This window comes from Desulfobacterales bacterium (assembly GCA_021647905.1).
Taxonomy (GTDB): domain Bacteria; phylum Desulfobacterota; class Desulfobulbia; order Desulfobulbales; family BM004; genus JAKITW01.
In genome coordinates this window covers 1-13199 of record JAKITW010000079.1, presented here as the reverse complement: position 1 = coordinate 13199, position 13199 = coordinate 1, and the positions used below count along the sequence as shown (strand labels likewise).

Here is a 13199-nt window from a genome sequence, read left to right as displayed (position 1 = left end):
TTGATAGCCTGTTTATGAACAGCCGGCCCTTCTCAATGGAGCGGCCGTTGGTAGAAGAAGACCCCTTTCCCGACAGGAGGGGGTTTACTGAATGTTTACGTCGAGCGGGTTGTTGCGAGACCGACAATCATCAGGTGTCAACAATGGCCCAAAAGGCCCTTGCAGAAGAAGAGGCCCGGGCGGATGCGGCTTTTGAGCAGGACAAGGAGGCCGCTAAGAATATTGCCTTGCTCAACGAGCGGAAAAAAGAAAAGGAAGAAGACCTGAACAACCTGCGGCAGGGATTCGAGGCAGTGGAGAAACAACCCGGGCAGGCCGGGGAAATTCTGAAAGAACTCAAGGGGGGCGGATGATGATGATGATGATGATGAGACTTGCCGTAATAGGTTTGACCATTGCTTTTTGTCTCGGCATCGGCCCGGCAGAGGCGCAGAACATCTCCGATGAGGCCTTGCGCCATTTTGACAGGGGTATGGCCGCGGTGGAGATGGCAAAAACAGATGCAGACTACAAGGATGCTGTTCACGAGTTCGGGCTGGCAAAGGAACTCGCCCCTGACTGGCCTGCTGTTTATTACAACCTTGGCCTGGTTCAGGAAAAACTTGGCCGGTACATCGATGCCAGCGAAAATCTGACAAAATATCTTGAGCTTTCCCCCGGCGCAAGCGACAGCAGAGAGGTAAAGAGGGCCATTGCCAGAATAGAGTACAGAGTGGAAAAAGAGACCGGTATAACCGCCCTGATGTGGGCGGCGATCCGGGGACATGCCGGAATCGTGGAGGCGCTGCTGGCCAAGGGCGCTGATGTCAATGTGAAGTACAAGTTCACCAGCACCTCATCTTCGCCCGTTTCGGAGTCTCGCAGGCTCGCTTACCTGGCCTCCTCACATCCGCCAAGGATAGATTCGGAGCCCCAAACGAACGAATCTAAGGCACTGGTGAACTCGTACGGGCTGAGTATCCCCCGAGGTTGTCGCCCTTGGTGAACTGTTACAATGTGAAAGATAATGCCGGCAGAACGGCCTTGACATGGGCCATGGATGAAAAACACACTAAAATCATCCGCAGACTGAAACAAGCAGGCGCCAGATAAGGTTTGTATGAAAAACACCCTCCCTTGCAACGGCCGGTTGACGTCCTCTGTTTTTTCAGTTAGGTTTGCTTTGTATTTTTCAGATGCTCCTAGCCGAGCTTAATAGGGAACCCGGTGGAAATCCGGGACGGGCCCGCCGCTGTGACCGGGGACGAATTTTGCATGCATGTCACTGACCCCTCCGGGGTTGGGAAGACGCAAAAGGAGGACGATCCGGGAGTCAGAAGACCTGTCTGAGAAACAAGAAGAGCCTGCCCCCGTGGACAAGGGGCTGTCTGCTCTATGGTTATTCGTGGGAAAATCAGGGACTCCCCGGACCAATATTTTATTGGTCCGGGGATTTTTTTTGCCCTTGTCAAGGCATCTCCGGACCTGAAATATCAGTTTTGAGGAGATGCGAGATGAAAAAGAGAATCCAGGCCGCCCTGGCCCTGTTCATCATGGCCGCGCCCGCCCTGGCCCCGGCGGAACAGGAACAAGGCAAAGCGGTCCCGGAAGCAACCCTGGCCGAGGTGGTGGTCACCGCCACCCGCAGCGAGGAGGATATCAAAAAAATCCCAGCCAAGGTCGAGGTGATCGACAGCCGGACCGTGGAGCTGACCGTTGGCGCAACGATCACCGAGCAACTGAAAAAAAACAGCTCCATCAACGTTATCGAATATCCCGGCACCCTGGCCGGTATCGGTATCCGCGGGTTCCGGCCGGAGTTCTCCGGGATCACCAAACACTCCCTGACGCTCATCAACGGCCGCCCGGCCGGGGCCAGCAATCTCGCCACTATTCTCTCGGACAATATCGAACGGATCGAGATATTAAAGGGCCCGGCATCGTCGCTTTACGGCGGTGAGGCCATGGGCGGGGTGGTCAATATCATTACCAGGAAAAACACCGGCGAGTTGACCGGCATGGCTGAGATCGGTTTCGGCTCCTTTGCGACCAACTTCCAGAAGGCGGCCATGGGCGGCGGCCTGGGCCAATGGTTTGATTTTGATTTCTCTGCCGGCCGCCATGAACAGGCCGGTGACTTCAAGATGGGCAATGGCGAGTATCGAGCCAATACCAGCTACAAAACGCAGAACAGCACCCTGCGCCTGGGCGCCGATCTGAATGATACCTGGCGGCTCGATGCAAGCGGCGACCTCTACCAGGGCCGTGATATTGAAAACCCCGGCGATATCTTTAACAGGGACGCCAAATCAGGGCATAAGGACATTGACCGTTACGGCCTGGACCTGCGCCTGGGGGGCGAGTTCGGCCGGGACAACCGGCTCAGCCTTACCGCCTACAAGACCAACGAAACCTCGGAATCCTATAAGCACTATACCGGCTGGTTCATCCCGGTCCAGGTTGCTCCCTACCGGAGTTATGACTCTGAAACCGACTGGATCGGGTTCCAGGTAAAGGATGAATACACCTGGGCCGGCCATCGCTTTATTGTCGGGTTCGATTACCAGAATATCGACAAGGTCAGCAGGAGCTATAACCAGGACGGCACCAGAAAGGCCCCCTGGTCCCCTGACGAGGGCCGGGAAAACCGGGCCGGCTACCTGGAAACCATCTGGAGTTTAATGGATGAACGGCTCACCGCCACGCTGGGCGGCCGCTACGATACCTTTGTGGTGGAGACCAGGCCAACCCCCTACAAGACCGACTTTACGCCAAACTCCGAGAGTTTTTCCACCTTCAGCCCCCGGGCCGGGCTGAACTACAACCTTGACCGGGGAATCCGGCTGCACACCACCATCGGCAAGGCCTTTGTACCGCCCTCCGCGGCCCAACTCGCCGGCTATGCAACCCGGGTGGTCAGCGGGGTGACCATGATTACCAAGGGCAATCCGGCCCTTGATCCGGAGAACTCCACAACCTATGACTTCGGGCTGGGCTACGACCGGCCCGAATGGGGGCTTTCCCTGGATCTCACCTATTTCCATACCGATGTTGCCGACAAGATCACCAGGGTGACGATCGGCAATACCACTACTTATGAGAACAGCCTCGGCGCGGAAATGGCCGGCCTGGAAACCGAACTTTCTTTTGATCTGGGCACGCCCCTTGACTGGGACCGGTCCCTGTCATTCTTTGTCAACTCCACCCATATGTTCAAGGCTGAAGAGGAACAGCCCGGCGGCGGCATGCGGGACATCCATAATGTGGCCAGATACACGGTCAACTACGGCATCCGCTATGATGACGGCATGTTCGACGGCAAGCTGCACTGCCGCGGCCAGGGGCCGATGAAGGATACCGACTGGAACGCGGCCGGCTATCCGGAGGTGGAGTACCCCTCCTTCACCGTGGTGGACCTGGTGGTTGGCGTCAAGTTCCTCGAACACCACCACCTCACCCTGACGATGGAGAACCTCTTTGACAAGGATTATTACGAGAAAAAGGGCTTTCCCAAGCCGGGCCGCGCCCTTTATGCCGGCTACCGTTACGAGTTTTAGCCATGGAACTGAAGTCCCTGATTCTCGGCCTTGCCTTTTCAGTGGGTATCTTCGCGGTTAAGAGCGGGGCCGGTCTTTCCTATCTGTTCAGGCGGGAACCAGGGCCGCTCAGGCGGCTTGCGGCTGTCTGCGGTTTTCTTGCCGGTTACGGAACCGTTTTCTGGCTGGCCTGGTTCCTGGTCAGCCGGATTGATCTTCTGGCCCGGCTGGATACGGTCATGCTTTTTTTCAAGAACGGGATGACCCTCCATTTTCTGCTGGCCGGACTGCTGCTTCTCTGGGGCGTGGCCTTACTGAAAAAGGGTCCCGGGTCGGAAGCAGGGAGCCGCGGCTGGCTGCTGCTTATCCTGCCCTGCCCGGTCTGTTTCTCGGTCATCCTGTTCAGCGGCGGTTTTCTGCACATATTGCTGCCCGATGTCCCCTGGCTCTTTGGCTGGCTTTTCGTGGGCTTCACCCTGGTGAGCCTTGGCAGCGGACTTGGCCTGACCTTGTTCGGCAAGGGCAATGCCGAGCATGGTCTGGGCACGGTCATGGTGCTGGCCGCCCTTTATTTTCTGCTCACCATCGCGGTGGCGCCGCAGTTCGGGGATATTGAACGGATCTACCGTTTGAGCCGGACAGGCGTCACCGGTCTGGCGGACAGCCGGCTGCCCCTGCTGCTGGCCGGAGCGGGCCTGGCCTTTGCCGCTGGTTTCATAAAAACCGTATGGAGGTCGTCATGGACATAATGGCCCTGCTGAAATCATTTATCTATGTCGCGGCCTCGTCCCTGCTGCTGCCGGTGCTGCTGCTGCTATCGATACTCACCGTGGGGCTGGTCATCTACAGCGGCAGTTTTGCCGGGCTATGGCTCGGGCGAAGCCGGCTGCCCCGGCAGGTTGATGTGATCAACTCCCTCAAACACCGGACTTTCAGCGATTTCCCGGCCCCGGTCCGCCGTTTCGGCAAGCGGCTTGTTGAGATCAAGGAGTGGGACCGGGCCGGGATTGGCGCCTTGAACCTGCTGCGGGAGACCGAACATCAACTGTGGAAATCCCTTGACCGCTTGAAGATGCTCATCCGGATCGGCCCGGGCCTCGGCCTGATCGGCACCCTGATCCCCATGGGCACCGGCCTGGCCTCCCTGGGCCAGGGCGATCTCAGCCGTCTTTCCGGCGATCTGGTCATCGCCTTTACCACCACGGTGGTGGGCATGGCCCTGGGGCTGGTCAGCTATTTCTTCTTCACCATCCAGCGCCGCTGGGTGGAGGAAGACGTCAAAAACATGGAGCTGATCTGTGAGTTGGAAATCGGAGATCAGAAATGAAGGTATTGGTTATCCGGACATTTTTTGCCAACATCTTATTTCCAATTTGCGGTTGAGACAAAGATGATGAACTCGTAACAACCCGAAAGGCTTCAAATGCCACCCAATAAAATCAACAAGTTACAAGACGAATCACGTCCGTCGAGCGGGTTGTTGCGAGACCGACAAAGATGAAATATTTGCAGCGCCGCCAGAACCGCGGCACCGGCCTGTCGGACAACGATCCCTTGACCGGGGTGGCCAACCTCTTTGACCTGGGGCTGGTCTTTATTGTCGGCCTGCTGCTGGCCCTGTTCGGCGCCTACCATCTGGAGGATCTCTTCAAAGAGGACTCCGAGGTGACCATCACCAAGCAGTCGGCCAACGGCGACATGGAGATCATTATCAAAAAAGGTAAAAAGATCGAGGCGATGAAGGTTACCAAGGAAAAGGCAAAGGGCAAGGGCCGGCGGCTGGGCACTGCCTATCGCCTGGAGGATGGCTCCATGGTCTATGTGCCGGAGCCGGAGGACGGAAGTCAGAGGTCAGGGGACAGATGAAACGATTCAATATCTTGCTCATTTTACTTGCCGGGACCTTGGCAAGAATTGATTATAATCAATACGGAGGATGACATGGAAATCATCGGCGAAAACATGCATATTATGAACCAGGCTTTTCTGCGGGCCGTGGAAAGCCGGGACGAGGAGGCCCTTGTTCGTCTTGCCGGGCGCCAGGTCGATGCCGGGGCAACCGCACTTGATATCAATCTCGGCCGGAACAGGAATCTCGGCCGGCTCACCCCCTGGCTGGTGGAAACGATCCAGCAGGGCATGGCGGTCCCTCTCCTGCTCTCCAGCCATGTCCTGGACCAGCAGCGCGCCCTGGATGTCCATCGGGGAACCGCCACCATCAATGCGGTGACCGCTGACCCGGCGGAACTCTCCCGGGCCATGGAAACGGCAAAATTCTTCCAGGCGAACCTGGTGGTTCTCCTGGTCAGTTCCGAGCTTACCCCCATGGATGTGAACGGCCGGCTGCACCTTGCCCTCCAGGTGCTGGAAACAGCGGACAAGACAGGGCTGGACCTGGAGCAGCTTTATCTCGATCCGGTCATCTCCTGTCGTCCTGATCCGGCAACATGGGGCCTGGGCGCCGGTCTGCCGGATATCGAGGTGCTGCTCGACTCTATCGGAATGCTGGGAGAGTTGAGTAAAAAGAAACTGAAAACCATTGTCGCCATCTCCAATTCATCGGTCTGCCTTGCCATGGGCGAACGCTCTGCCTGGCATTGCCGGTTGCTGCCCCTGCTGGCCGCGGCCGGGCTTGACGCGGTGATCATGAACTGCCTTGATAAGAATTTAATGGCAGTGGCGAAAAATCCGCAGCTGGTGCTGTCCGTGGCAGCGTAGTTTTTTGTAACCGTTCACCAGGGGGTTACAGATTTACGGAAACCACCGGCCTGTAAGCGTTTACCAGTGCCACGGATTCGTGCAAGCAGGCCGGCGAATCCATAGTATGGCTATGTGAGCCGGCCTGATCGTGCGAAGATGGGGTGCTGGTGAACGCTTACGTTTTTTTTGTAATTGCCATGCCCGGCGACCAATTACGCCTTTTCAGAGGCAGAGGTATCCACCTTGAAGAAATTCTTGCCGGCCCTGCTCATTGTTTTCGCTCTCGGAGCCCCTGGTTTTGCCGGGTCCGCCCGGGCCGATGACAGGGGAGAGATCATTACCGCCGAGCAGATCCGGGCCATGAAGGTCACCAGGATCGCTGATCTCCTGAACCGTTTACCAGGTATCAATGCCACGGACGGTTCGGTTTCCATCCGCGGCTCGGTAAAGGTCAAGGTGTTTCTTGACGGCCGGCCCATTAATGATCGGGTCTCTTCCCATGGCGGCGTTCATTTTGACCTGGTGTCACTGGAAAATGTCGCCGCCATTGAGATCATCCGCGGCAAGGGGGCCCTGCAATATGGCGATGATGCCAGTGCAGGGGTCATTCTCATCACCACCCGGAAAGAGATGGGGCATGGCGGCAATATCAAGGGCTGGCTGGGCAGTGGCGCCACCCGCCGCCTCCGGACCAACATCCATCTGCAACAGGGCGGCTGGGCCGCCGGGATGACCCTGGGTTATACCTCCACGGCCGGCTTTGTCACCAATGATGACCTGAAGAAGAGACAGGCCGGTTTGCGCGGCGAATACGGTTTTGCCAAGGGCCGCCTTGGCCTGACCCTGGATTTTACCGAGGAAGAGTATGGCCTGCCGGGCCGGGTCGAGTTCCCATCCCCCAGTTACCGCAGAAAAAAGAAGATGTACGCCATCTCTGTGCCAGCCTCTTTCAGAGGGTTGACCGCCAACACCTTTTATAATGATTCGCGCCGGGAAAACCGCGACCCGGACCGTGGGATCGACACCTTTATGAAGGTGCGCGAGGCGGGCCAGGATATCAGCGGCAGCCGGGAAAACCGCCTTGGCGCATGGCGATATGGCGGCAATTTCCGCTGGGGTGAAGCCAGGAGCAGTGGCTTTGGCACGGAAGAGGAGTCTTCCCTGTCGCTTTTCGGGCAATACCGCTATACGCTCTCCCGAATTCCCCTGACCAGCACCATTGGTCTGCGCCTGAACAGCTACTCCGGGTTCGCCGCCACGGTGAACCCGGAGCTGAAACTGGGCCGGCAGGAGGAGGACTGGGCACTGGCCATCTCCTACAGCCGGGCCAATAACGCGCCGACCTTTTATCAACGCTACGACCAGACTCCCACCAAGGACCCCAACCCCGGTCTCGGCATGGAGACCTCGGACAATTTCGACCTTGATTGGTCCCTCTCCTGTTGGCCGCCCCTCAACCTGTCCGGTTCCTTTTTCTATAACCTGCTCACCGATAAGATCAGCTTTGTGCTGAACAACGCCGGCAAGGGGCAATATGAGAATTTCGGCCGGGTGGTGCGCCGGGGCGCGGAACTGCAGCTCACCGCCACTCCCCTTGTTGATGTCAATTTCTCCCTGTCCTACACCTGGCTTGACGCCACCAACGAGGACACCGGCAACACCCTTAGCGCCAGCCCGCGACACCGGGCCACTGCAGAGGCAAGCTGGCAGCATGACAACCTCGCCATCATCGGCCAGCTGGTCTACACCTCCCAACAGTATACCCGTTCGGACAACAGCACGGCAGTGCCGGAAGTCCTGTTGGCCAACATCCGTGGAGAATACAGCTTCCAGCAAATCGACCTCTTTGCCGAGGTCAAAAATATTGCCGACCGCTCCCATGTCAACGGCACCGGCTACCAGGGCGATCCGCGCACCTGGCTCACCGGACTCAACTACAGGTTCTGATGAATTTTTTACTACTGCTTCTCTCATTGTTCTGCCTGCCGGCGCAGGCCTATGCCGTTGATCTGACCCTCCTGGTCCTTGACAACAACTCCTACCTGGCCAACCAGGCCGTGGCCGGGCTTGACATCGGCGTGGAAATCGAGGTGGTTACCGCCGGTGAACTGGCAGCGGGCGGGGCGGATCTACGCGCTGGAATTGATCGATCCCCGGTCATTGTGGTTGATGTGATGGGCCGCGAACTGGAGAATTATCTCAAGGAGAAGATCAACCGCTCAAACAAAACAATCTATGCCCTGCGCGGCTCCACCGATGATGAACAGCTCAAAAGACTCGGTTTTATCTTTGACGATCAGGTGGCTGGCTATTACCGCCATATCAGCCGGGAAAACATCGAAAACATGCTGCGCCTGGTGGCCTCCCGTCATTTTGATGCCAACATCAGCTATGCCGGGGTGCGGGAAAAACCGCAGATTGGCATCTATCATCCCGGGGCCGGAAAAATCTTTAATGATGTGGCCGGGTACCAGGAATGGCAGCAGGGCCGCAAGGATTATGATGGAAAAAAACCCCGGATCGGCCTGCTCTTTTATTCATCCTCCCTTACCGAGGGCCGGCAGCAGCCGATCAACGCCATTATTGCGCGGCTGGAAGAAGAGGGCTTCAACGTCCTGCCCTGCTTCGGTAAGGATCAGCAGACCATTGAACGTTTTCTGCTGGACCAAAACGGCCGGGCCCGGGTGGACCTTGTCCTCGCCTTCAGCCTGAAATTCTATTCCGCCCTGACCCCTGAACTCGGCACTCTCCTCGATAAACTCGACGTGCCGATTATCAACGGTATCAGCCTTTATAAGGATACCCTGGCAGAGTGGCGGGCAAGCCCGGTGGGTATTGCCGGCAATGAAGTGGCCTGGTCCATCGCCACCCCGGAGATCTCCGGGCTCATCGAGCCCACCCCGCTGGCTGCCAACAAAAAAATTATCGATCCGCAAAGCGGCAAGACCTATTATCTCAGCCAGCTGATCGAGGAAAATATCGACCGGCTCATGGGCCGGCTGCATAAATGGCTGAACCTGCAGCGGCTGGCCAATAAGGACAAAAAAGTGGCGATCATGTTTTACAACCACAGCCAGGGCAAGCAGAACATCGGCGCCTCCTATCTCAATGTCTTTGCCAGCCTGCATGAGATCATCCGGGCCATGGCGGATGAAGGCTATAATGTGGGCGAGCCGCCCTCTGAAAAAATGATTAAAGAGATGATCCTGGCCTCGGCCCGCAATATCGGCTCCTGGGCCCCGGGTGAACTTGCCCGGCTGCTGCAATCGTCCCAGGTGATACGGCTGCCGGTTGCGCAGTATAAAAAATGGTTCAACGAACTGCCCGCCGGGTTCCGGGAAAAGATGATCAAACAATGGGGACCGCCCGAGGCGGCGAAAATCATGCGGGACGGTCATGATTTCATCATCCCGGCGGTTAGCCTGGGCAACCTGGTTCTGCTGCCCGAACCGTCGCGGGGCTGGGGGGATGAGCCGATGAAGCTCTACCATGACACCACCCTTTATCCCCATCATCAATACCTGGCCGTTTATCTCTGGCTGGCCCACGGGTTCGGGGCCGATGCCATGGTCCATCTCGGCACCCATGCCACCTATGAGTGGACCCCGGGCAAGCAGGCCGGCCTGTCCCCCGCCTGCCCGCCCGAGGTGCTGATCAACGATATACCCAATATCTACCCCTACATCGTCGATGACGTGGGTGAGGGCATTCAGGCCAAGCGGCGGGGCCGGGCGGTGATCATCTCCCACCTCATCCCCATGCTCAAGGAGGTTGGTTTTTACGCTGAATACGGCCGCATGGCCGAGCTGGTGGATGAATACCAGCGGGCCCGGACCCGTAACAGCACAACCGCGCCGGAAAAGCTCAAGGAACTCTTGGCCCTGGCGGCAGAAACCGGCATCATGGCGGATATTGCCACGACAATCAACGGCCGGGATGATGACCAGCAGGTCCGGCTGCTCGGCCATTACCTGGAGGAAATCCGGGAGAACCTGATGCCCTACGGCCTGCATACCTTTGGCCGGAGCCCGGGGGAGCAGGAGATGAACGAGATGGCCCGGGCAGTGATAAAGTGGAACCCGTCTGAAAAAAAAGCGACGATAACAGATGGCCTGCGCCAGTCGGGGCCTGACGAGATGGCCGGGTTACTGGCCGGGTTGCGCGGCCGCTTTGTCCCCCCCGGCGAGGGCAACGACCCGATCCGTAACCCCGGCGCCCTGCCCACCGGCCGCAATTTTTACGGCCTCAACCCGCGGAAACTGCCAACCCCGGCGGCCTGGAAGCTGGGCAAGACCGCGGCAAAGGAGATTATTGAGAATCACCTGAACAAGCATAAAAAATATCCGAACAAGGTGGCAGTGGTCCTCTGGGCCACCGAGACCCAGCGCAACGAGGGGGTGAACGAATCAACCATCCTCTATCTGATGGGCATCAAGCCGAGATGGACCGGCAGCGGCCGGGTGGTGGGCGTTGAGGTCATACCCGGCGTTCGGCTGGGCCGGCCCCGCATCGATGTGATGGTCAACGCCTCGGGTCTCTATCGGGACCTGTTTCCCGGCAAGCTGGAGTTTATCGACCAGGCCGTGGCGCTGGCCCTGCGCCAGACCGATATCGATAACCTGTTGCAGCGGAACTCCAGCCGCCTGAAGCTGAAACTCGAGGCCCGGGGCATGGCTGAAAAGGAGGCCGGGGAGTTGAGCCGGTTGCGGATCTTTTCCGAACAGCCCGGCTCCTACGGCACCGGGGTGGCAAAGATGGCCTCTGGTTCCGGCATCTGGGAGGATGAGCGCCAGGTGGTGGATGTCTTTGAAAACCGCATGGGGTTTGTCTTCGGCCAGGGCCGCTGGGGCGTGCCGGCCCGGGCCCTGCTGAAAGAAAACCTGGCCGAGGTGGATGTCACCGTGCATTCACGCTCCTCCAATGTCTACGGCCTGCTTGATAATGACGATGTGTTTCAATACCTGGGCGGGTTGTCCATGGCCGTGCGCCTGGAGTCGGGTGCGGCTCCCGAGACCCTTATCACCCGGCAGCAGCAACCGGGCCGGGTCAAGGTGGAGGATGTGGCCAGGACCCTGGGCCGGGAGATGCGCAGCCGCTATCTGAACCCGGAGTGGATCCGGGGCATGAAAAAGCAGGATTACGCCGGGGCCCGGGAGATGGCCCGTTTTGTCGAATATCTCTGGGGCTGGGAGATGACCAACCCGGACAAGGTCGATGACGCCAAGTGGCAACAGGCCTACGAGGTGTATGTGGAGGACAGGTACGGCCTGGAGATGAAAGAGTTTTTTAACAGCGCCTCTCCCTGGGCCCATCAGTCGATCACCGGGCGCATGCTGGAGACAATGCGCAAGGGCTACTGGCAACCGGATGAAAAAATCAAACAGAAACTGGCCGCGGACTATGCAATGAGCGTGGTGGAAAAGGGGGTGGCCTGCTGTGACCATACCTGTAACAACCCGCTCTTGAACCAGATGGTGGTCTCGATCATCTCCCTGCCCGGGGTGCTGAGCCCGGCGATGGTGGAGAAATTTAAGATTGCCATTGAACAGGCGGCCCGGAAATCCCTGGTAGAACAGGTGGCTGACCGCAAGGCCCTGCAAAAGCGGCTGGCCGCGCCCAGCCCGGAGCAGGCCGGCGAAAAACCGGCAACAGGGCAGCAGCAAGGCGGGGTCCGGAACCAGGGCCAGACCGAGGTGGAGGGCTATAAGATGGAGAAGATGCAAAGCCGGGACGATTCCACCCAGGTCAGCTCATCCGGGGTGGAGTGGCTGGCCGGCCTGGTTGTTCTCTGTATCATCGGCCTGGCCGCCTATGGGGCGATTAGAAAGCGCGGTTAGGAATTGAAAGAGCAAGGCAGAAGAAAACAGACAGAGAATAAAAAATGCACCAGCATGGATATATCGGCCGCAAGATGCGGCTGCCGAAACTGAAAGAAAAACCAGCCATCGTCATTGCCGCCTTTGGCAGCAGCAGCCGCGGCAAGGCAGCTTTTGAGATCTTCCGGCAAAGACTTGAAAAGGAGTTTCCCGGGTATGAAAAGTTCTGGGCCTACACCTCGGAGATCATCCGCAAAAAAACCGGCCTGCCCGGCCTGCAGGAGACCCTGGCCCGGGTGGAGGCCGCGGGCTTCCGCAAGGCGGTGGTCCAGCCCCTGCATATCTTCCCGGGCACCGAATACCATCATATGGCCGAGACCTGCGAGTATTTCCCGGGCCTGCGGGTATTCTTAAGTGAAACCCTGCTCCACCGCTGGGATTTTATCCGGCAGACCCTTGATGTGGTGGCCCGGGAATTCCTGGCCCCGGATAAAGGGCTCAACCTCCTGGCCCTGCATGGCACGCCCCTGGCCGCTGATCCGGTGAATATCGTTTATCTCGGCCTGGAAAGGCTGGTGGCCGATCTCTACCCCAATCTGCTGGCGGCAAGTATCGAAGGGGTACCGGACCATGGGGCGGTGCTGGCCCGGATAAAACGGCAGAACCTGGTAAGCCGGTACAAAAAAATAAAAATAATCCCGATGATGTATCTGGCCGGCATGCATGCGGAAGAGGATCTCATGGGTAATGGGAAGAGTTGGCGTGCGTGCCTGGAAGAGATGGGCTTTGCCGTGCAATGCCCCATGGCCGGATATGGTGGTGCCGACTATTTCAAGGGGCTGGCCTTTTACCCGGAGATCATCACCTTTTTCATGGAACGGCTGCAGCGCAGCCTGACCCTGGCCGCCTACTATTAACCAGCAGGGCTGGACCATATTTTCGGCCGCAGCCACAACCGGTACAACAAGACCCCTTTCCCGGTTCAAGGTGAAACCTGCGAGGTTTACTGAACACTTGATGAACTCGTAACAACCTGAACAGGTAAACATTCAGTAAACCCCCTCCTGTCGGGAAAGGGGTTTTCTTCTACCAACGGCCGCTCCATTGAGAAGGGCCGGCTGTTCATAAACAGGCTATCAAGCAGGAACTCGCTTCGCCGCGGCGGCGA

Annotated in this window: 10 protein-coding genes and 1 riboswitch; all 10 genes read left to right on the top strand. The window is 58.1% G+C overall.

Annotation, left to right across the window (positions count from 1 at the left end):
• Positions 1 to 353, top strand: a 353-nt coding sequence (locus L3J03_10860; GenBank protein ID MCF6291481.1) for a hypothetical protein, incomplete at its 5' end; no start/stop codon positions are given.
• A complete protein-coding gene (locus tag L3J03_10855; protein ID MCF6291480.1) occupies positions 350 to 985 on the top strand; it encodes a hypothetical protein in 636 nt (211 codons plus the stop codon). The genes L3J03_10860 and L3J03_10855, both read left to right, overlap by 4 nt.
• A 171-nt stretch (positions 986 to 1156) precedes the next feature.
• A riboswitch (cobalamin riboswitch) is annotated at positions 1157 to 1344 on the top strand.
• Between the two features lie 149 nt (positions 1345 to 1493).
• Complete coding sequence (locus L3J03_10850; GenBank protein MCF6291479.1) at positions 1494 to 3536, top strand: TonB-dependent receptor; 2043 nt, start codon at positions 1494 to 1496, stop codon at positions 3534 to 3536.
• Positions 3537 to 3538: 2 nt separating this feature from the next.
• A complete protein-coding gene (locus L3J03_10845) occupies positions 3539 to 4264 on the top strand; it encodes a DUF2162 domain-containing protein (GenBank protein MCF6291478.1) in 726 nt (241 codons plus the stop codon).
• A complete protein-coding gene (locus tag L3J03_10840; GenBank protein ID MCF6291477.1) occupies positions 4255 to 4842 on the top strand; it encodes a MotA/TolQ/ExbB proton channel family protein in 588 nt (195 codons plus the stop codon). The genes L3J03_10845 and L3J03_10840 overlap by 10 nt, the downstream gene beginning before the upstream one ends.
• A 170-nt stretch (positions 4843 to 5012) precedes the next feature.
• Positions 5013 to 5381, top strand: a complete 369-nt coding sequence (locus tag L3J03_10835; GenBank protein ID MCF6291476.1) for a DUF2149 domain-containing protein — start codon at positions 5013 to 5015, stop codon at positions 5379 to 5381.
• 75 nt (positions 5382 to 5456) lie between these two features.
• The gene (locus L3J03_10830) at positions 5457 to 6233 is read left to right on the top strand and encodes a dihydropteroate synthase (GenBank protein MCF6291475.1); all 777 of its coding nucleotides are present in this window, start codon (positions 5457 to 5459) and stop codon (positions 6231 to 6233) included.
• Between the two features lie 225 nt (positions 6234 to 6458).
• Positions 6459 to 8162: a TonB-dependent receptor gene (locus L3J03_10825; protein ID MCF6291474.1), complete on the top strand. Its 1704-nt coding sequence runs from the start codon at positions 6459 to 6461 to the stop codon at positions 8160 to 8162.
• The gene (locus tag L3J03_10820) at positions 8162 to 12052 is read left to right on the top strand and encodes a cobaltochelatase subunit CobN (protein MCF6291473.1); all 3891 of its coding nucleotides are present in this window, start codon (positions 8162 to 8164) and stop codon (positions 12050 to 12052) included. The genes L3J03_10825 and L3J03_10820 overlap by 1 nt, the downstream gene beginning before the upstream one ends.
• 44 nt (positions 12053 to 12096) lie before the next feature.
• Positions 12097 to 12948: a sirohydrochlorin cobaltochelatase gene (locus L3J03_10815; protein ID MCF6291472.1), complete on the top strand. Its 852-nt coding sequence runs from the start codon at positions 12097 to 12099 to the stop codon at positions 12946 to 12948.
• The last annotated feature ends 251 nt before the right edge of the window (positions 12949 to 13199 follow it).